This is a genomic window from Sphingopyxis sp. (assembly GCF_035998965.1).
GTDB lineage: Bacteria > Pseudomonadota > Alphaproteobacteria > Sphingomonadales > Sphingomonadaceae > Sphingopyxis.
Genome location: NZ_DASYHE010000101.1, coordinates 1 through 19922, shown reverse-complemented (window position 1 = coordinate 19922; position 19922 = coordinate 1). Strand labels below are relative to the sequence as shown.

Here is a 19922-nt window from a genome sequence, read left to right as displayed (position 1 = left end):
CAAGCTTGTCGGAACCGACAAAGCGCGTATTGTTTCCGAAATTTTCAGGCTTCTCGACGATAAGGACGCCTATTCGGCCATGGCCCGCGCCCATAATCCCTTTGGTGACGGCACGGCGGCAAAGCAGATTGCGGAGATTGTAGCGCGTGCCCATCGATAGTGAACAGACGGTTACGGTCCTGGGGCTGGGCTACATCGGCCTGCCGACCGCGGCGCTGATCGCGCGCTCGGGCTGCAAGGTGACGGGCGTCGATGTCAGCCAGCATGTCGTCGATACGGTGAACAACGGCAAGGTGCATATCGAGGAAGTCGATCTCGACGGCCTGGTTCAGGGGGTGGTTGCCCGCGGCGCGCTTGTTGCGTCAACCGAAGTCTTGCCGGCCGACACCTTTGTCATCGCGGTCCCGACCCCGCACGATGACGAATATCGCCCCGACATCAGCCATGTCCTGTTGGCCGCGCGCGCCATTGCGCCCAAGCTCGAGGTCGGCAATCTCGTCATCCTCGAATCGACTTCGCCGGTCGGAACCACCGAAAAGGTCGCAGCGCTGCTCGCCGAGCTTCGTCCCGACCTCAAAGTGCCGGGCGCTTGCGCCGGCGCCGCCGACATTTTCGTCGCCTATTGCCCCGAGCGCGTACTGCCGGGCCGCATTCTCGTCGAGCTGGTCGACAACGACCGCTGTATTGGAGGCATCACCCCGCGCTGCGCGCGCCGCGCGATGACCTTTTACCGTCAGTTTGTCCGTGGCGCCTGCGTCACCACCTCGGCGCGCGCCGCCGAAATGGTGAAACTGGTCGAAAACAGCTATCGCGACGTCAACATTGCCTTTGCCAACGAGCTGTCGATGATGGCCGAGCAGATGGGGGTCGACGTGTGGGAGGTCATCCGCCTCGCCAACCGGCACCCGCGCGTCAACATCCTGCAACCCGGCCCCGGCGTCGGCGGCCATTGCATTGCGGTCGACCCGTGGTTCCTTGTCCACGGCGCGCCCGAGCACAGCCGCCTGATCCGTACCGCGCGTGAGGTGAACCTTGCCAAGACCGCGCATGTCATCGGCGCCGCCGAAATGCTGGTGTCCCAGCATCGCCACGCCCGCGTCGCCTGCCTCGGCCTGGCGTTCAAGCCCAATATCGACGATTTTCGCGAGAGCCCGGCGGTCGAGGTCGCGGCCGCGCTGGCACGCCGGTTCGGCCAGCAGATCCAGATCGTCGAACCCTATGCACGCGGCCTGCCGATGGAGTTCGCCGGAACCGGCGCCGAGCTGATCGATCTCGACAGCGCGCTGGCCGCCTGCGACATTCTGATCGTGCTCGTCGATCACGAGCTGTTCAAATCCATCCCGCTCGAGGAGCGCAGCGACAAGATTGTTTATGACACGCGCGGCCTGTGGCTCGACCAACCGAATGTAGCGGGCGCCAGCCAGCTTCATCGCGCAGCCTGACGCCCCCTTTGTCCATGGCGCCGCATCCCCGACTTCATGACACCGCCACCCCTATTCGGCGGTTGCAACGGCTCGTGGTGGAAAAGCCCTGGGGCCGCGACGATGTCCCCCGCGATTTTGGCGATTTTGAAGGTCGCCGTATCGGTGAAATCTGGTTTGCGCATCCCGATGGGGAGGCCGCGCCACTGATGGTCAAATTCTTGTTCACTTCGGAACGCTTGTCCATCCAGGTGCACCCCGACGACGACGCTGCTACAGCGGCTGGGCTCGTCCGCGGCAAGGACGAATGCTGGCTGGTGCTGGCGGCTGATGCCGACGCCGAACTTGGCGCAGGATTGGCGGTCGATACGGATCGCACGGCTCTCCGCGCGGCTGCGCTCGACGGGTCGATTGTCGACCTCATCGACTGGCGCGCCACCCAGACGAATGATTTCGTCTATAACCCGGCGGGCACCATCCACGCGATTGGCGCGGGGCTGACGATCGTGGAGGTCCAGCAGAATATCGACCGCACCTACCGCTTGTACGACTATGGGCGGCCGCGCGAACTTCACCTCGACGCGGGACTGTCCGTTGCGCGCGTCTCCGCCGCAGCCGATGCCCGCGACTGCCATGTTGATCCTACGGCCAACGCCAAACTAGTAAGCGGTCCCTATTTCCAAGTGCTTCACCTGACCGGGCCGATCGATCCCGCCGCAATCGAGGATGCCAGGGGCGAGCTGACCTTCGTTCCGCTGTCGGGCGGATGCCGTGCCGCCGACGAAAAAGTGCGGCTTGGCGAAGCCGTTTTGCTCGAAGATGCCTCACTCATCCAAATCGAACCCGGTGGCCGCGCCCTGCTGTGCTGGGCCACCTGACCACGGCACGACCCTCCCCTTGCGGCCCCGCCCGCGATCTCCCATATCGCGCCGCATGACCAACCCTCACGCGCAAAGTGCCGCGCCTTGGCACGGAACAACCATCCTCTCCGCCCGCACCGCCGACAAGGTCGTCGTCATTGGCGACGGACAGGTATCGATGGGCCAGACGGTGATGAAGCCCAACGCGCGTAAGGTGCGCCGCCTCCACGATGGCAGCGTCATCGGCGGCTTTGCCGGCGCCACCGCCGATGCCTTCACCCTGTTCGAACGCCTTGAAGCCAAGCTCGAACGCCACAACGGCCAGCTGCTGCGCGCCGCCGTCGAACTTGCCAAGGACTGGCGAACCGACAAATATCTCCGGAACCTGGAGGCGATGATGATCGTCGCGGACAAGGAGGTGACTTTGGTCATCACCGGCAATGGCGACGTGCTGGAACCCAAAGGCGGCATCGCCGCAATCGGATCGGGCGGCAATTATGCCCTCGCTGCCGCCACTGCGCTCGCCGAATATGAAAAAGATGCTGAGGTGCTGGTGCGCAAGGCCATGCAGGTTGCGGCCGATATCTGCGTCTATACCAACGACCAGTTCACCCAAGAAACCATCGAAATTCAGGCGTAAAACAGATGAACAAAGACCTGACTCCCAAGGCGATCGTCGCTGCGCTGGACACGCACATCATCGGCCAGGACGCCGCCAAGCGCGCGGTCGCGGTAGCGCTGCGCAATCGCTGGCGTCGCCAACAACTGCCCGCCGACCTGCGCGACGAGGTAACGCCGAAGAATATCCTGATGATCGGCCCCACCGGCTGCGGCAAGACCGAGATTTCGCGCCGCCTCGCCAAACTCGCCGATGCGCCTTTCATCAAGGTCGAGGCCACCAAATTCACCGAGGTCGGCTATGTCGGCCGCGACGTTGAACAGATCGCCCGCGATCTGGTCGAAGAAGCCGTGCGACTGGAAAAAGACCGCCGCCGCGAAGCGGTGCGCGCCGCCGCCGAAGAGGCGGCGATGGAGCGGCTGCTCGACGCGCTGACCGGCAAGGGCGCGAGCGAGGCCACGCGTCAGAGCTTTCGCCAACGGATCCGCGAAGGCCATCTCGACGACAGCGAGGTCGAGATCGAGGTCGCCGACGCACCGACCATGCCGTTCGAACTCCCCGGCCAACCGGGCCAGTTGGGCATGATCAACCTGTCCGACATGCTCGGCAAGGCGATGGGCGGGGCGCCGAAAAAGCGCCGCAAGCTCAAGGTCATCGAGGCGGCAACGCGGCTGATTGAGGAGGAACAGGACAAGCGGCTCGATCAGGACGATGTTGCCCGCATCGCACTCGCCGATGCCGAAGCCAATGGCATCGTTTTTCTCGACGAGATCGACAAGATCGCGGTCAGCGACGTGCGCGGTGGATCGGTCAGCCGCGAAGGCGTCCAGCGCGACCTGCTGCCGCTGATCGAAGGAACGACCGTCGCGACCAAATATGGCCCGATGAAAACCGACCATATCCTGTTCATCGCCTCGGGCGCCTTTCATGTCGCCAAGCCGAGCGACCTCCTCCCCGAATTGCAGGGCCGCCTGCCGATCCGCGTCGAGCTGAGCGCGCTCACGGAAAGCGACTTTGTGCGTATCCTGAGCGAAACGAAGGCTGGTCTGCCCGAACAATATGCGGCGCTACTCGGCACCGAGGGGGTCACGCTGTCGTTCACCGACGATGCGATCGCGCGCGTCGCCAAGCTCGCTGCCGAGGTCAACGAGCGGGTCGAAAATATCGGCGCGAGGCGATTGCAGACGATCATGGAGCGGCTGGTCGAAGAGGTCAGTTTTGGCGCCGAGGACATGACTGGCACAACGATTGCCGTCGATGCCGCCTATGTCGATCGCCAGTTGGCCGACGTCGTCGGCGATACGGACCTCAGCAAATATGTGTTGTAGTCCGCGGCGGTTCGGGCGAGCGTATTAAGGCATCTTTTCAGCCGGTCGTTTGCCGAACTTCATTTGACTTTTTCAGCGCGTCAATGCGATGAACGGTGCGACACGGTCGACACGGGTTGCAACCGACCGGCGCGGAGACAGTAATGACAGATGAGGATGTCGCCCCGGAGCAGGGCGAGCTGGCGATCACGCGCACCGGCGATCGGCTTCGGCTGGCGCGGGAGGCCGCGGGGTTGTCGCTCGCCGACGTGGCGACCCGAACCCGGATCACCCAGCGTCACCTTTCTGCCATTGAAAAATCGGATTTCTCTGAGCTTCCGGGCCGCACCTATGTCACCGGCTTCGCGCGTGCCTACGCCCGCGCGGTCGATCTTCCCGAAGCCGAAGTGGGCGCCGCGGTGCGCCGCGAACTCGAAGAAGACGCTTATGGCGCGCGGCCGCTGTACGAAGCCTATGAACCGACCGATCCGGCGCGTCTGCCCACCGCGCGGATGACGTGGACACTGGTGATTATCGCCGTACTGCTCGCCTCGGCCTATGGCGTATGGCGCTTTTTGTCGGTTGAACCAGGCGAAGCATTGATCGCTGCGCAGAACCGCGCCGCTGACGCGTCGGAAGCGCCGCAAAGCGATGCGGCAGTGCCACCGATGACAAAGGCTGGTACGCCCCCGTCGGCGACTGCGGCCAATGCGCCGGTGATCCTCACCGGCATTTCCGAAGTCTGGATCGGGTTCGATGATGCGGCGGGCAAGACCGAAAACTGGCGGACGCTGGACCCGGGCGAAACCTATCAAGTTCCGCCAGAGTATATCGAGCAATTCACCCTGCGCACCAGCATTCCGCAGGCGCTGAAAGTCACTGTTGGCGGCCGCGACGTCGGGGCGATCGGCCCCGCCGATACGCTGGTCAAGGGCGTTTCGCTCAAGCCTGCCGATCTGATCGCGCGCGCCGAAGGAAACGGCGCCGCGGGCGCCGCGGCGCCATCGACACGCGCGCTTCCCAAGGGCTGAGACGGCCATCTTTTGGGGCGGCACGAACGCTGGCGAGCGGAAATGGGTTTGCGCTGCTGCACTGTGCCGCGTTATGAACGACAAAATGGTTAATTGGTGGGGGCCTAACGGCAGATGAGAATGCGTCAGATCACTTTCCTCGGGGCTGCGACACTTGCGCTCGCGGCGACCCTGCCCGCTCCGGCGCAAGAGGGTGCTATCGACAAGCGGGTCGAACGGCTCGAAAAGGAAATGCGGGCGGTCCAGCGCTCGGTGTTCCCCGGCGGCAGCCCGACCTTCTTCGAAGGTGAAATCGCCCCCGACAATACGCCCGGGGAACGCGCGCGCAGCAATGCGCCGGTGATCGACCTGACCGCGCGCGTCGACGCGCTGGAAAGCCAGCTCCAGGCGCTAACTGGCCAGACCGAGCAAAACGCCTTTCAGCTCCGCGAGCTCGAAAAACAGTTCACTGCTTACAAGACCGAAATGGACAAGCGTTTTGCCGATCCCGCAGCCACTGCGACCCCCGCCAGCCTGCCCCCTGCCCCGACGGTAAAGCCGCCAACGGCGGCATCGACGGTTGCCGCCACCCCGGCGAAGAAACCGGCGGTCACCACCGCCAAACCCGCCGCGACAACGCCCAACGCCGCGCGCCTGGCGCTGGTCAAAAAGGTGGAGATTCCGGCAACCGGCAATGAAACCAAGGACGCTTACGACTATGGCTATCGGCTGTGGGAAGCGAAGCTCTACCCCGAAGCGCAGGCGCAACTGAAACAGGTCGTCACCAAATGGCCGAACAGCAGTCAGGCCAGCTTTGCCCAGAACCTTCTCGGCCGCGCCTATCTGGACGAGGGTAAACCGAGCCTTGCAGCGGTCGCTTTCTACAACAATTACAAGGACCGCCCCAGCGGCGCCCGTGCGCCGCATAGCCTGATGTACATGGGGGTCGCGCTCGACAAGCTGGGCCGCAAGGCCGACGCCTGCAAGGCGTTCCGCGAGCTCGAAGAAGTCTATGGTGACAAGGCTCCGCAGGATGTCCGAACCGATGCAGCCGCCGCAAAAACAAAAGCAGGTTGCTGACCGCGACAGTGCCGACCGGCTGGCGGGGGATCTTCGCGCGCTCGCCGGGCCCGAATGGCACCGTCTGCATTATGGCATCGCAGTGTCCGGCGGTCCCGACAGCATGGCGCTGCTCTGGCTGATGGCGACGCTGCTGCCCGGGCAAGTCTGGGCGGCCACGGTCGATCATGGCCTGCGCAAAGGGTCTGACGAAGAAGCGCGCATGGTCGCCAGCTTCTGCAACCGCGAACATATTCCCCATTCGACGCTGCGCCCCGCCACGCCGATCAAGGGATCGTTGCAGGCGGCTGCGCGCGCCGAGCGCTATCATCTGCTCGACCAGTGGCGCGGCGCCAATGCGCTCGACCACATCCTCACCGCGCATCATGCCGACGATCAGCTGGAAACGATCGTCATGCGGCTTAACCGCAGCAGCGGCGTCAGTGGCCTTGCCGCCATTCGCTCGCGCAACGGCATCGTCATGCGGCCGCTGCTCCACTGGCGCCGCGGCGAACTGGTCGAACTGGCGCTGGAACATGATCTGCCCTTCGTCGACGATCCATCGAACAGCGACAATCGCTTCGATCGCGCGCGACTGCGTCAGGCGCTGAAATCGCAGGCGGTGCTCGATCCCGCCGCCGCCGCGCGGTCCGCGGGCTGGCTCGCCGAGGCCGATGACGCGCTCGACTGGTCGGTGGAGCGCCTGATCGCATCCTGGCCAGACGCGTCCGACGTCGCGGTGATCCGCAACGAATCTTATCCGCCCGAACTGTTCCGCCGCATTGTCGCCCTGCGCCTGCGCGCAAATTCTCCGCAATTGGCGGTGCGCGGGGCGTCGCTCGACGGCGTGATCACCGCGATGCACAAGGGCAAGCGCGCAATGGTCGGAGCGCTGCTGATCGACCCGGTTCGCGGCTTTGAAGGGACGATTTGGCGCATTTCTGCTGCGCCGCGCCGGAAACTGCCCAAAAAGGCCTGATTGCCTCATTGTCATTTAACCTGATTATCCTATCTTGTCGGGGTAGGAGCGCGTTGCCGCGCCGATTAGGAAAGTACTCGCATGCAGGACGACAAGGAACCGCAGGGCAATCCCTGGATGAAGAGTGTGATGATCTGGAGCGGCATTTTGCTCGCCATGCTCCTCGTCGCCTCGATGTTCGGCGGTGCCGCGCAGCCCGCGGGCAGCGCGCTGGCCTATTCCGAATTTCGTCAAAAGGTTGAGGAAGGCGCCGTCAAGGACGTCGTCCTGTCCGAAGACAAGGTCACCGGCACGCTGTCGAACGGCGACCGCTTCACGGCGAATGTCATCCGCGATCCCGACCTGCTGAAAATGCTCAATGACAATAATGTCAAATATGATGGTAAAGCCACCGAAGCCCCCAATTTCTGGATGTATATGCTGATCCAGTCGCTGCCGTTCATCCTGATCCTCGGCATCGCATTTTTCGTGTTCCGTCAGGTACAAAAGAATAATGGCTCGGGCGCGATGGGTTTTGGCAAGTCGCGCGCGAAGATGCTGACCGAAAAGCAGGGCAAGGTGACCTTCGACGACGTCGCGGGCATCGATGAAGCCCGCGAAGAGCTCGAAGAAATCGTGGAATTCCTGCGCGACCCGACTAAATTTTCGCGCCTCGGTGGCCAGATCCCGAAAGGCGCGCTGCTGGTCGGTTCTCCCGGCACCGGTAAGACTTTGCTCGCCCGCGCGATTGCGGGTGAGGCCGGCGTTCCCTTCTTCACCATTTCGGGCTCGGACTTCGTCGAAATGTTCGTCGGCGTCGGCGCCAGCCGGGTCCGCGATATGTTCGAACAGGCCAAGCGTAACGCACCGTGCATCGTGTTCATCGACGAAATCGATGCCGTCGGCCGCCATCGCGGCGCCGGGCTCGGCAACGGCAATGACGAGCGCGAACAGACGCTGAACCAGCTGCTCGTCGAAATGGACGGCTTCGAGGCGAACGAAGGCATCATCATCGTCGCGGCGACCAACCGTCCCGACGTGCTCGACCCCGCCCTCCTCCGCCCTGGCCGCTTCGACCGCCAGGTCGTGGTGCCGCGCCCCGACATCGAGGGCCGCCAGAAGATCCTTGAGGTCCATACCCGCAAAAAGCCGCTGGCCCCCGACGTTGATCTGCGCCGCGTCGCGCGCGGCACCCCGGGCTTCTCGGGCGCCGATCTGGCTAATCTTTGCAACGAAGCCGCACTGCTCGCGGCGCGCAAGGGCAAGCGCCTGATCGCCAACGACGAGTTTGAAGAGGCCAAGGACAAGGTCATGATGGGCGCCGAGCGCCGTTCGATGGTGATGACCGAGGACGAAAAGAAGTCGACCGCCTATCACGAGGCCGGTCACGCGCTCGTCTCGCTGCACGTCGACGGCTGCGATCCGCTGCACAAGGTCACGATCATCCCGCGCGGCCGCGCTTTGGGCGTGACGTGGAACCTGCCCGAACGCGACCGTTATTCGATGAGCATGAAGCAGATGAAGGCGCGCCTCGCGCTCTGCTTCGGTGGCCGCATCGCCGAGCAGCTGATCTATGGCAAGGACGAGCTGAACACCGGCGCGTCGAACGACATCCAGCAGGCGACCGACATGGCGCGCTCGATGGTCATGGAATATGGCATGTCGGACAAACTCGGCTGGCTGCGCTATCGCGACAATCAGGACGAAGTGTTCCTGGGCCATAGCGTGTCGCGCGCGCAGAATATGTCCGAAGACACCGCGCGTCTGATCGACGCCGAAGTCCGCCGCTTGGTCGAAGAAGGCGAGAACGTCGCGCGTAAAGTGCTCACCGACCATCTCGACGAGCTTCATCTGCTCGCCGGTGCGCTGCTCGAATATGAGACGCTGTCGGGCGAAGAGGCGAAGCGCGCGATCAAGGGCGAAGACATCGGCCGCGAGGACGATGCCGACAAGCGCGGCACCCCGGTATCGGGTCACGCCGGTTCGCTGCCGCAGATCAAGCGCAAGCCGCGCGGGCCGTTCGGCGACCCGAAGCCCCAAGGCGCCTAGCGCGTTCGATTCAGGGGTTATACATTGGTGGACGGCAAGTTGCGGCGCATGACCTTCGGGAAACGCGCCCGCATCTTGCCTATCCTGTTCGCGGCGCCCTTACTGTGCGCGATGTCGCCGGGCGACATGAGCGTCGCCGCCTTTCTGATGCGCGCCGATTCGCTCGCCCGTCTCGGCCCGCTCGCGCTCGCGACCCCGCAAGGCAATCAGCTGAAAGGCGAGGTCATCGCCGCGGGCAAACGCTACAAGGCGCGGATCGACGCTGACCGTCGCGCGGGGCGCAAAACGACTAGCTGCCCACCTGAGTCGGGAACACTCACCCCCGATCAATGGCTCGCCCATCTCCGCTCTTATCCCGCACCGATCCGCAAACGTGTCAGCATCAACACGGCGTTCGATGCGTTGATGAAGAAACGCTACCCCTGCCCTGCCTGATCCGCCATGGAGCGATCGACAAAGGAGACGGTGATGATCGGTAAATCGTGGACCATAATGACTCTGGCAGCCGTTCTGGCGATAGCGCCGCAGTCCGCGGCGGCACAGAGTACCGGGGTGCTCGCGACCAAGGCCGAGCTGGAAAAATCAGGACCGTCGGTCGATGGCCGCGAGGGCGAGAAGACCTACAGCACGCCCGATGTCGTCGTGCCCGGCGACCGGATTCGCCTGACCCTCACTTTTACCAACAATGGCGCCGCCCCGGCGGCGGGGGTCAATCTGACCAATCCGATTCCCGAAGCGCTGGCCTTTGATGGTACAAGTGACACGGCGGGCTTCGCCGTGTCTGTCGATGGCGGCAAAAGCTTTGGCGCGCTGGCCGCGCTGACGGTGGCCGCTCCCGGCTCGGCGCCGCGGCCCGCGACAGCGGCCGACGTCACGCATGTCCGGTGGCTGTGGCCCGATGCTGTCCCCGCGGGGCAAAGCCGCTCGGTCGCCTTCTTCGGCCGCGTCCGTTGATCCATCGGCCGCACCGCCGGTGACGATTTACTGCGACGAATCGGGCGGGCTAAACGCGGGTGCGATGACCTTTGCCGCGGTTATGCTGACGCCGCAGGTCGCCGCTGACATTCATTCGCGGTTTCGCAGCGTCACCGGACTTCGCGGAGAATTGAAAGGCAGCCGGATCAGCGTCGTTGAGCGCGCCTATCTGCTCGAACTGTTCGACCGCGCGGGCGGCCGTGCCTGGGTTGCAGTGGCCAAGCGCGACACCATCGGCGGAAAGCCGGGTGTCACCGTCCCCAGCGACCTGTCGGTCTATGCCGCGCTCCTGAATCTAGCGGTCGGGCGATGGCTGCCCGAAACCGGCGGTGTTTGCACCGATGTCGTGATCGACGACGGTCGCTACGACCCGACGATTCTCGGCAAAGTCCGCGAAGAAATCCAAGCAGGTCTCGGCGCCTGGGGCCGCGCCTCGCTGGCCGACAGCCACCGCAGCGACGGCGTCCAGATCGCCGACGTCATCGCCAACAGCCTGTTCAATATCACGGTCGGTTCGCCGCGCGCGCAACGCATCCAGCAGATCATCGAGCCGATGCTGGCATCAAAAACGATCCGGGTGGCCGAACTGACGCACGTCGGCTGACACAAAAAGGGCCGCGGTGTCCCGCGGCCCCCTTCGTTCACATGTCGCAGCGCTTATTCGAAGTCGCTGCCACCACCCGCGGGGCTGCGCGGCGGTGCGGCGGCGGTCAGGCGGAGGGCTTCGGCCGAGCGGCTGATCGAGCTGATTTCATCGGGCGTATCGTCATCGTCGATAACGACCTTCTGCAGCGTCGTGATCAGCGTTTCCTTCAGATCCTTCGGACGCACCGTCTGTTCAGCGATCTCGCGCAGCGCCACGACGGGGTTCTTGTCGCGGTCGCGGTCGATCGTCAGCTCCGAACCACCCGAAATCTCGCGCGCACGGTGCGCGGAGAGCAGGACCAGGTCGAAACGGTTGGGAATCTTGTCGACGCAATCCTCGACGGTAACGCGGGCCATGTTGTTTCCTTAGAATATCGGAGAGACCAGCCCTTTTTGAAGGCGTGGCGGCAAGCGCTGCGCGCTAGCAGCAAGGCCCGTCCGTGTCAATCGAAGCGCTGCCCTTGCAGCGCTTGTATCGCCCGGCCTATGAGCGGGCCATGATTGATGCAACCAGCCCTGCCAGCGATCCTGATACGCTGACCGCTGACGTCGCCGGTCATCGGTTGGAGGTCCTCGTTGACGGCGACCAGCGGCTCGAACGCATTCTTGCCCTGCTCGCTGGCGCGATCCGCAGCATCGACATCATCATGTATATCTTCGAGCATGATGCCGCCGGGACGCGCGTCCTCGATTCAATGACCGCAGCCGCGCGGCGCGGGGTGCGGGTGCGCGCAGTGATCGACAGTTTCGGCTCGTCGGATATCTCGGACAGCATCTTTGTTCCGTTGCGCGAAGCAGGCGGCAGCGTGACTTTTTTCTCGCGGCGCTGGCGATCGAGCTATTTGATCCGCAACCACCAGAAATTGCTGTTGATTGACGACGACGTGGCAGTGACCGGCGGGTTCAACATCGCGACCCCCTATCTGGGCACCCAGCCCGATAATTGCTGGTTCGACCTGGGCATCATCGTGCGCGGGCCGTCAGTGGCGCGGATGGTCGCGTGGTTCGACGAGATCCACGATTACACAATGAACAACGACGGCAGGCTGTTCATGCTCCGCCGACTGATTCGTGAATGGCCGGTTGAGGCGGGGCCGGTGACTTGGCTGGTCGGCGGCCCGACCCAGCGGCTGTCGCCGTGGGCGCAGGCGGTGCGGAGCGATTTGGTCGGGGCGCGCCAGCTCGATATGGCGATGGCCTATTTCTCACCGGGCCAAGGCATGTTGCGGCGCCTTGGGCGCGTCGCGAAACATGGCCGCGCGCGCTTCATCATGGCAGCGAAGTCGGACAATGCGGCGACGATCGGTGCGTCGCGCCTGCTCTATGGCTATCTGCTTCGGAAAGGCGCGCAGGTCTGGGAATATCGGCCGTGCAAGCTGCACATGAAGCTGATCGTCATCGACGACGTCGTCTATATCGGCACCGCCAATTTCGACATGCGCAGCCTGTTTGTAAATGTCGAGGTGATGTTGCGTATCGCCGATGCGCGTTTTGCCGAGCAGATGCGGGACTTCATCGCGGCGCAACAGTACGATTGCGACGACATCACCGCTGCGAAGCATAAGGCGCGAGCAGGATGGCTGACGCGGTTGCGGTGGACGCTGGCGTGGTTTGTCGTGGGTGCTGCGGATTACACCGTGTCGCGGCGGCTGAATTTCGGTCTCGGTGAGACCGATCCCGATCTGGAAGTTTAGTCCTTCCAGCCCCAGAACAGGAAGCAGGGCGGGACGTTGACCCATTCGAACGCATTGTCGATCCGGGCGAAATGCGGCGCGAGGAAATCGCGGGCGCGGGCGCGGAACTGATAGACTAGGAACGCGCCGCCGGGCCGAAGCACGCGGTGGGTTGCCGCTGCGATCGCCGGGCCAATCCCAGCGGGCAAAGTCGAGAAGGGTAGGCCCGACAGGACATAGTCGGCCTTTTCAAAGCCGTGTGCGGCGATGATCGCCTCGACTTCGGAGGCAGAACCATGCACCGCGATAAAGCGGCTGTCGCGAATGTCCTTGCGCAGATAATCGATAAAATCTTCGTTGGTGTCGATCGCGATCAGCGTTGCATCGCCCGCCATGCGTTCGAGCACCGGGCGGCAAAAAGTGCCGACCCCCGGGCCATATTCGACGAACAGCTTGGTGTTCTGCCAATCGACGGGCTTCAGCATGTGACGGATCAGCGTCGGCGACGACGGCACGATCGACCCGACCATGACCGGATGCTTGATAAAGCCACGGACAAACATGCCCCAAGGTCCAAAAAAGCGTTTGATGCCCTCGCGAACCCGGCGGCCCAGCGGAGCTTTCTTTTCTTGGGCCTGCGCCCGCGGATTGGTCATGATGGCTTTCGCGTTGTTGCGGTTGCCGCTGGCGTGGCAAAATCGGCGCGCTGGCGCAAGGAAAGAGTCTGTCTTGACTCTGGACAGCGGGGCGCTCGCGTGTAGGGAAAGGCCCAATTGCGGACGCTGGACGGCAAAGGGGGATTTTCGGCATGGCGACATTATCGCGCTCGATCCCCGCCGATCGCATGGCGGTCCTGTTCGCGGTCATGCTGGTCGCTGCCGCAGGCAATACCGCGATGCAGTCGATCCTGCCAGCGATCGGCGCCAAGCTCGACATCCCCGATGTCTGGGTCAGCCTGGCATTCAGCTGGTCGGCATTGCTGTGGGTGATGACCGCGCCTTACTGGGCGCGGCAATCCGATAAACGAGGTCGCAAAGCCCTGATGGCGCTGGGGGTGATCGGCTTCATGCTGTCGATGGCGCTGTGCGGGCTAGCCCTGTGGGCCGGGCTGGCAGGCTATCTCGCCGCAGGAACGACCTTCGTGATCTTCGCGCTGTTCCGCAGCTTGTACGGCGGATTCGGATCGGCGGCGCCCCCCGCGGTCCAGGCCTATGTCGCGTCGCGCACCGATCCTGAGGAACGCACCCAGGCGCTATCGCTCGTGTCCTCGTCGTTCGGGCTGGGAACGGTCATCGGCCCCGCCATCGCGCCGTTGTTCATCCTGCCCTTTGTCGGGCTGGCCGGGCCGTTGCTGGTTTTCGCGCTGATCGGCTTGATCGTGCTGATCATGCTGCGCTGGCGACTGCCCGACGATGTCCCGCGCTTCGCCGCACGCGGCGCGATTGCGGCCTATCCGACCGCTGCCGGATCGACAGCGTCGGCGAGTGATGACAGCGACGACGACGTTGAGGATCGCGATACCCCCGCGGCGACCCCGCTGCGCTGGACCGACAAACGCGTTCGGCCATGGATGCTCGCCGGGCTCTACGGGGGTCAGGCGCAGGCAATGATGCTGGGCGTCATCGGCTTCCTGATCCTCGATCGCCTCGAACTTCGCCCCCGCCCCGACGAAGGCGCCGCGATGACCGGCATCGTGCTGATGGCCGGCGCCTTCGCAACCTTGTTGTCGCAATGGGGGCTGATCCCGCTGCTCAAGCTGTCGGCGCGCACCGCGGTGCTGGTCGGCGCAGCACTCGGCGCCGCCGGGTTGATCATCACCGGGGTCGCGCAGGACCTGCACGGGATCGTGATCGGCTTTGCGCTCGCCTCGCTGGGTTTCGGGCTGTTTCGCCCGGGCTTTACCGCCGGTGCCTCGCTATCGGTGCCGCGCCGCGATCAGGGCAGCGTTGCAGGGATGACGGCGTCGATCAACGGATCGGCCTATATCGTGTCCCCGGCGATCGGCGTGCTGCTCTATAACTGGCACCCGATGGTCGCCTATGGCCTGATGGCGGGATTTTGCGGCTGGCTGGTGCTGTGGGGCTGGTCCGCCTTGCGGCTGGACCAGCCCACCGCTTAATCCTTTACCGTGTCGTTGCCGTGCTTCTGCTCGCGCACCGGCTTCAGCATGCCGGGCGCGAAGAAGCCGATCGGATTGACGCTCATCGCCTGCTGCTTGATCTCGCCCTGGATCTTTTCATAATCCTTTTCCATCGCCTCGGTGACCGAGGCGCGGGTGTCTTTCAGCGCAGAATCGAAATCGGCCATCGTCACCGTGTCGCTGTTGATCGATCGCTTGAGCGCCGCCAGACCGGCGCGGCGGGTCAGATCTTCCAGATCGGCGCCGGTGAACCGGTCCGATTTTTCTGCCAAAACTGCCAGATCGACATCGTCAGCGAGCGGCATCTTGCCGGTCTGGATTTCCAATATCCGGCGGCGACCTTCCTTATCGGGCACCGACACATAGATCAGTTCGTCGAGCCGTCCCGGGCGCAGCAGCGCCGGGTCGATCAGGTTCGGGCGGTTGGTTGCACCGATGACGACCACCGACTGCATCTCCTCGATCCCGTCCATCTCGGCCAGAATCGTGTTGACGACCCGCTCGGTCACCTGCGGCTCGCCCGATGTGCCACTGCCGCGCGCGGGAACCAGGCTGTCGAGTTCATCGATAAAGATGATCGTCGGCGCCACAGCGCGCGCGCGGGCGAACAGCCGGGTAATCTGCTGCTCGCTCTCGCCATACCATTTCGACAGCAGATCCGACGATTTGATCGAGATGAAATTCGCATCCGATTCGCGCGCGGCTGCCTTCGCCAACAAGGTTTTTCCGGTACCGGGCGGGCCATAGAGCAGGAAGCCCTTGGCGGGCCGGATACCGAGCCGTCGGAACGCCTCGGGATGCTTCAGCGGCAGTTCGATCCCTTCGATCAGTTTCTCGCGCGCTGCGTCCAGCCCGCCGATGTCGCTCCACCGTGTCGTTGGCGCCTGAACCATCACTTCGCGCATCGCCGACGGCTGCACGCGTTTCAGCGCATTGCTGAAATCGTCGCGCGTGACGCGCAATTCTTCCAGCACCTCGGGCGGAACCGTGCCTTCGGCCAGATCGAGCTTGGGCATGATGCGCCGCACCGCTTCGATCGCTGCCTCGCGCGTCAGCGCCGCCATATCGGCGCCGACAAAGCCAAAGGTCGTGCGCGCGAGTTCGGCGAGATCGACATCCTCCGCGAGCGGCATGCCCCGGGTATGGATCCCCAATATCTCACGGCGTCCCCCTTCGTCGGGAACGCCGATGATGATTTCGCGGTCGAACCGGCCCGGACGGCGCAGCGCTTCGTCGATGGCGTCGGGACGGTTGGTGGCCGCAATGATCACCAGATTGGTGCGCGGCTCCAGCCCGTCCATCAGCGTCAGCAGCTGCGCAACGAGGCGCTTTTCGGCCTCGCCGGTCACCTGCCCGCGCTTGGGTGCGATCGAGTCGATTTCGTCGATGAACAGGATCGACGGCGATGCCTTGGCCGCCTGTTCGAAAATGTCACGCAGCCGCTTTTCGGACTCGCCATAGGCCGACCCCATGATCTCGGGGCCGTTGATCAGGAAAAATTGCGCTTCACTCTCGTTGGCGACCGCGCGCGCCAATCGTGTCTTGCCGGTACCCGGCGGGCCATGCAGCAGCACCCCCCGCGGCGGATCGACGCCCAGGCGGCGGAACAGCTCGGGATAGCGCAGCGGCAGCTCGACCATTTCGCGCAGCTGATCGATCGTCTCGCCCAGCCCGCCCAGATCGTCATAGGTCACATCGGTGCGCCGCGCGTCGTGCGGTTCCTGATATTCGGGCAGCAGCTCGATTTCGGTGTTCTCGTCGATGAACACCACGCCCTTGGGCGCCGCCGATACGACGAGCAGGCGCACCTCGGCCAGCGCGTAGGCCGGCGCGTTGAGCATCTGGCGCAGCTGCGGCGGCATGGCGCCCGATTCCAGCCGCTGCTGCCCAGCGGTCGCGACGGTGTCGCCCGCGACGACGGGGCGCCCAAAGAAGCTGCGCTTCAGAGCGTTCGCCGATCCTTGCAGCCGCAGATTTTCCTGTGCCGGGGCAAATACAACGCGCGTTGCCGGGCGCGTCTCGACGCGGCTCAGCATCACCATGTCGCCCGCACCCGCACCCGCATTGGCGCGCTGCAAACCGTCGAGGCGGATCACCTCAAGCCCTTCATCCTCGGCGTAGGGCAGCACCACGCGCGACGCGGTCTGCCGCTTGCCGCTGATCTGAATGATATCGCCCTCGGTAACCCCGAGTTCGGCCATGACCGAACGCGGGATGCGAGCGATGCCGCCGCCGCTTTCCTCGGCGCGAGAATTCGCCACCTGCAGTTTCACCTGTTTTTCTTTTACCGCTGCGTCGGCCAAAGCGCGTCTCCCTAACAATTGTCAGAGCGAAGATAGGGTGGGTGTTTTGGATTTGCGACCCCCTGCCATGCGGCGACCTATGCCGCACTGCACAAAATTGTGGCAAGTCTTGCGGGGTCATGTCATCATCGGTGCCGAATATGCCCCGCCTTCCTCCCCTCAGCAGCATGGAGGCCTTTCTCGAGGTCGCCCGCCATGGCACGGTCAAGGCCGCGGCGATCGAGCTTGGTCTGTCGATGCCCGCGCTGTCGCGGCGGATCCAGACGCTCGAACATGCCGTCGGCCGCCCGCTGTTCAACCGCCATCATCACGGGCTCAGCCTGACCGAGGCGGGCCGCACGTTGCAAGGCCAATTGGCGCCCATTCTCGATGAATTGCGTACGGTGATAGGACAAGTCGGCAGCCCTGACGCATCGCTGCGCCTGCACCTCAACGTGCTGCCGCTGTTTGCGCAACAGCGGCTGTTTCCCCGCCTCCCCGAACTGCGCCGCGAGCATCCTGAATTGCACATCGATATCGACACGATGTCGCATGCCGAAGCGCGGCTCGGCGACGGCATTGACGCCGCGATCGCCCTCGCACGTTCGATTGACCCGGCGCTCTATGCGGCCAGACTTGATCAGGACAAGGTGTTCCCGATCGCGGCGCGGACGCTGACCGATGGCGACCGGCCCTTCGTCGTACCTGAGCAACTCCAGCGCATGACCGTCCTCCTCCACCGCGAAATGCCGGAGACGTTCAGCGAGTGGAAAAAAGCGATCGGCATGCCGTACCTAGAGCCGGCGGGGATCGATTATTTCGATTCGGGACCGCTGATGCTCGAGGCCGCGGCGCAGGGCATCGGCGTCGCCTTCATGCACGGCCACCATTTCGACGACGCGCACGACCCGCGCTTGGTGCGTCTATTCGATTTCGACGTCGACAGCCCATATAGCTATTGGTTCGTGTGCCGCCCACGCGCGCTGAGGCAGCCTGCGGTAAAGCTGTTCCACGACTGGCTGCTGGCAGCGAAAATATGAAGGATAATGGTGCTGCTGGGGAGGATTGAACTCCCGACCTCGTCATTACCAATGACGCGCTCTACCACTGAGCTACAGCAGCAACCGAAACGCCCGCAAACGCCTGTTCGCTGGGCAGGCGCGGCCTATGGCGGGGCGCCCCGCGCCTGTCAAGGTGCGAGGCTTGACGTTGAGGCAATTTCGCGGGCATGGCCTTGGGCGTGAGCAAACCGCCCTCCCCCGCCGACATCGAACGCGAACGCCGTCTGGCTGAGGCGCTGCGCGACAATCTGCGCAAGCGCAAGGCGCAGGCGCGCGATGCCAAGGTGGAAACGCCTGCTAAAGACTGACGGTCACCGTCACCTCATCGCCCTCAACCAACCCCTCGGCCTTGCGGACCGCGGCCTTGACCGGCAGTAACCAGCCGCCGCTTTCCTTGTGCGGGAACACCGATGTCTGCCAGCTTGTCTCGCCGATCGTCGCATCCACCTGCGCCGACCCGAACCCCTTGCGCCCGTTCAGCCACTGTCCGCTGATTGCCGCAATCCGGACGCCGTCCGCCCATCGCCCGCGATGGTGACGAAGAACCACGCAACGGGGGCGCTCGCTGACTGCCAGCGCCAGAGCGGGGTGGTGACGGTGAAACTATCCACCCCGCGCTGAACCCGTTCGTGTAGAGCGAAGTCGCGACACCCGAACTGAGCCCACCGCCTCCCGGCATTTCGACTTCGCGCGATGCGAACGGGACAAAACTGTCATTTTGCGGCCGATCGCACCGGCACTGGGATGTTACAGATGTCGGCGCCGCCCGCGGGCTTGATAAAGAATGGATCTCGGCGATTGGCACGCGCGTCGGCGTAGCGCGCGAAGCTGTCGCTTTGGTTTGAAAGATATTCGTATCGCGGCTGATCGGCAGAGGGAAGTTCACTCGCAATCCGGATTGAAGTGATTGGCACCCGATCCTTCTCATCCTCGTAGAAGCCGAGCGCACCCGTCCCACGCGGCAAGCTCGACAGGTGCTCGATTCCGGTGATCACGCGGCCGATGAGGGCAATGTTGCGGTCAAGATGGCGCGGTGCGTGGCCGATGACCGTGTAGAGTTCGGCGCCGCTACCTGTGTCGGGCGAAGGGTTACGGCCCACGCCTACCATGCCGTAGCAATGGACAGGCCAGACCACCGTAGGCAAGTCGCGGAGCATAGGGAGCAAACCCTTGTTAGTGAATGCTGGATCGTCTGGCTCATGTTGCCCAGCCACCTGCCAACCCTCAAAGAAGCCCGAAAAACGTGCATAGCTGTCAGTTAGCTTGCCTGCAGGAACTGGGGCATAGCGATGTCCCACCCCCTTAGGGCCAACGATCGACTGCATATCGACACCGACTACATACTCGCTCTCAGGCACCGTCATCAAACCCTTCGGCAGCGCCTTCTTCTCCGTCGCATCGCCCCATTGCGCGACATAATTGTCCTGCACCCGATTGACGCTCGTCCCGTCCCACCAATGCGCAGCGGCGAGCTTGCGGATATTGCCGATCCACCCTTGGCTGAACGGCGCAGGCATCAATTGGATCACGACGCGACGCGCTTGACCCTTGGCGTCTGGCGCCAAGTCCATCACCAGTAGGTCCGACGGCGCGATTGCGATCCAGTCGCTGGCGGGCGCAGCCGCCGCAATCTCTCCCGGCGACGGGATGGGTGCAGGGTCCTGCGCGGCAACCGGGAGGGCGAGCGAAGCGGCGGCGGCGGCCAGAAGCAGATGTTTCATGCCGCCTGTCTGCCATGCTCAACCGACTTGCGAAAGCCCCGCCCAGCGATTAGGGCGCGCGTTCCAAGCATGCGGAGCGGTGGCCGAGTGGTCGAAGGCGCTCGCCTGGAAAGTGAGTATAGGTCAAAAGCCTATCGTGGGT

The 19922-nt window shown here is 63.9% G+C and carries 21 protein-coding genes and 1 tRNA gene; 16 read left to right on the top strand and 6 right to left on the bottom strand.

The genetic code is table 11. The features are described from left to right. The 12 genes from VGN68_RS19875 to VGN68_RS19820 all read left to right on the top strand — a co-directional run. On the top strand, positions 1-160 hold a 160-nt coding region (locus VGN68_RS19875; RefSeq protein WP_327479356.1), incomplete at its 5' end, for a UDP-N-acetylglucosamine 2-epimerase. After that, the gene (gene wecC / locus VGN68_RS19870; RefSeq protein WP_327479352.1) at positions 147-1442 is read left to right on the top strand and encodes a UDP-N-acetyl-D-mannosamine dehydrogenase; all 1296 of its coding nucleotides are present in this window, start codon (positions 147-149) and stop codon (positions 1440-1442) included. The genes VGN68_RS19875 and wecC, both read left to right, overlap by 14 nt. Before the next feature lie 74 nt (positions 1443-1516). Beyond that, positions 1517-2299 carry a class I mannose-6-phosphate isomerase gene (locus tag VGN68_RS19865; protein WP_327479350.1) on the top strand — a complete coding sequence of 261 codons (783 nt, stop codon included), beginning with the start codon at positions 1517-1519 and terminating at the stop codon, positions 2297-2299. 55 nt (positions 2300-2354) lie between these two features. Next, positions 2355-2921: an ATP-dependent protease subunit HslV gene (hslV, locus tag VGN68_RS19860; protein ID WP_327479349.1), complete on the top strand. Its 567-nt coding sequence runs from the start codon at positions 2355-2357 to the stop codon at positions 2919-2921. Between the two features lie 5 nt (positions 2922-2926). Further along, a complete protein-coding gene (hslU, locus tag VGN68_RS19855; protein WP_327479347.1) occupies positions 2927-4228 on the top strand; it encodes an ATP-dependent protease ATPase subunit HslU in 1302 nt (433 codons plus the stop codon). 143 nt (positions 4229-4371) lie between these two features. Next, positions 4372-5238, top strand: a complete 867-nt coding sequence (locus VGN68_RS19850) for a helix-turn-helix domain-containing protein (protein ID WP_327479345.1) — start codon at positions 4372-4374, stop codon at positions 5236-5238. 114 nt (positions 5239-5352) lie between these two features. Then, complete coding sequence (locus VGN68_RS19845; protein ID WP_414713060.1) at positions 5353-6297, top strand: tetratricopeptide repeat protein; 945 nt, start codon at positions 5353-5355, stop codon at positions 6295-6297. Then, entirely contained in the window at positions 6251-7255 is a 1005-nt protein-coding gene (gene tilS / locus VGN68_RS19840) for a tRNA lysidine(34) synthetase TilS (protein ID WP_327479340.1), read from the top strand. The genes VGN68_RS19845 and tilS overlap by 47 nt, the downstream gene beginning before the upstream one ends. An 81-nt stretch (positions 7256-7336) precedes the next feature. Continuing rightward, on the top strand, positions 7337-9283 hold the full coding sequence (gene ftsH / locus VGN68_RS19835) for an ATP-dependent zinc metalloprotease FtsH (protein ID WP_327479338.1): 1947 nt from the start codon (positions 7337-7339) through the stop codon (positions 9281-9283). 48 nt (positions 9284-9331) lie between these two features. After that, positions 9332-9718: a hypothetical protein gene (locus tag VGN68_RS19830; RefSeq protein ID WP_327479336.1), complete on the top strand. Its 387-nt coding sequence runs from the start codon at positions 9332-9334 to the stop codon at positions 9716-9718. A gap of 33 nt (positions 9719-9751) precedes the next feature. Then, positions 9752-10237, top strand: a complete 486-nt coding sequence (locus VGN68_RS19825) for a hypothetical protein (protein ID WP_327479334.1) — start codon at positions 9752-9754, stop codon at positions 10235-10237. A 19-nt stretch (positions 10238-10256) separates the two neighbouring features. Next, positions 10257-10862 (top strand): DUF3800 domain-containing protein, encoded by a 606-nt coding sequence (locus VGN68_RS19820; RefSeq protein ID WP_327479332.1) that lies wholly within the window; start codon positions 10257-10259, stop codon positions 10860-10862. A 53-nt stretch (positions 10863-10915) separates the two neighbouring features. Here VGN68_RS19820 and rpoZ read toward each other — a convergent pair whose 3' ends face one another. Then, positions 10916-11260 carry a DNA-directed RNA polymerase subunit omega gene (gene rpoZ / locus VGN68_RS19815; RefSeq protein WP_088443692.1) on the bottom strand — a complete coding sequence of 115 codons (345 nt, stop codon included), beginning with the start codon at positions 11258-11260 and terminating at the stop codon, positions 10916-10918. Between the two features lie 140 nt (positions 11261-11400). Here rpoZ and VGN68_RS19810 point away from each other — a divergent pair, with 140 nt between their 5' ends. Further along, a complete protein-coding gene (locus VGN68_RS19810; protein WP_327479326.1) occupies positions 11401-12597 on the top strand; it encodes a phosphatidylserine/phosphatidylglycerophosphate/cardiolipin synthase family protein in 1197 nt (398 codons plus the stop codon). Here VGN68_RS19810 and VGN68_RS19805 read toward each other — a convergent pair. Next, a complete protein-coding gene (locus VGN68_RS19805) occupies positions 12594-13232 on the bottom strand; it encodes a class I SAM-dependent methyltransferase (RefSeq protein ID WP_327479324.1) in 639 nt (212 codons plus the stop codon). The genes VGN68_RS19810 and VGN68_RS19805 overlap by 4 nt on opposite strands. Before the next feature lie 152 nt (positions 13233-13384). On the opposite strand from VGN68_RS19805, the gene VGN68_RS19800 reads away from it, so the two are divergent. Further along, positions 13385-14695, top strand: coding sequence for an MFS transporter (locus VGN68_RS19800; protein WP_327479322.1), 1311 nt, complete (start codon positions 13385-13387; stop codon positions 14693-14695). On the opposite strand, the gene VGN68_RS19795 is transcribed toward VGN68_RS19800, so the two are convergent. Next, positions 14692-17019, bottom strand: a complete 2328-nt coding sequence (locus VGN68_RS19795) for a CDC48 family AAA ATPase (protein ID WP_414713059.1) — start codon at positions 17017-17019, stop codon at positions 14692-14694. The two genes, VGN68_RS19800 and VGN68_RS19795, sit on opposite strands and share 4 nt — an antisense overlap. 140 nt (positions 17020-17159) lie before the next feature. Between VGN68_RS19795 and VGN68_RS19790 the strand changes: the two genes are divergently transcribed. After that, positions 17160-18038, top strand: coding sequence for a LysR substrate-binding domain-containing protein (locus VGN68_RS19790; RefSeq protein ID WP_327479320.1), 879 nt, complete (start codon positions 17160-17162; stop codon positions 18036-18038). A 7-nt stretch (positions 18039-18045) separates the two neighbouring features. On the opposite strand, the gene VGN68_RS19785 is transcribed toward VGN68_RS19790, so the two are convergent. Next, positions 18046-18120 (bottom strand) — tRNA-Thr (locus VGN68_RS19785). Between the two features lie 118 nt (positions 18121-18238). On the opposite strand from VGN68_RS19785, the gene VGN68_RS19780 reads away from it, so the two are divergent. Beyond that, entirely contained in the window at positions 18239-18367 is a 129-nt protein-coding gene (locus tag VGN68_RS19780; protein WP_327479318.1) for a hypothetical protein, read from the top strand. Here VGN68_RS19780 and VGN68_RS19775 read toward each other — a convergent pair. Next, positions 18357-18608 carry a DUF1905 domain-containing protein gene (locus VGN68_RS19775; RefSeq protein WP_327479316.1) on the bottom strand — a complete coding sequence of 84 codons (252 nt, stop codon included), beginning with the start codon at positions 18606-18608 and terminating at the stop codon, positions 18357-18359. The two genes, VGN68_RS19780 and VGN68_RS19775, sit on opposite strands and share 11 nt — an antisense overlap. A 164-nt stretch (positions 18609-18772) precedes the next feature. Then, on the bottom strand, positions 18773-19780 hold the full coding sequence (locus VGN68_RS19770; protein WP_327479314.1) for a peptidylprolyl isomerase: 1008 nt from the start codon (positions 19778-19780) through the stop codon (positions 18773-18775). Positions 19781-19922: the final 142 nt, after the last annotated feature.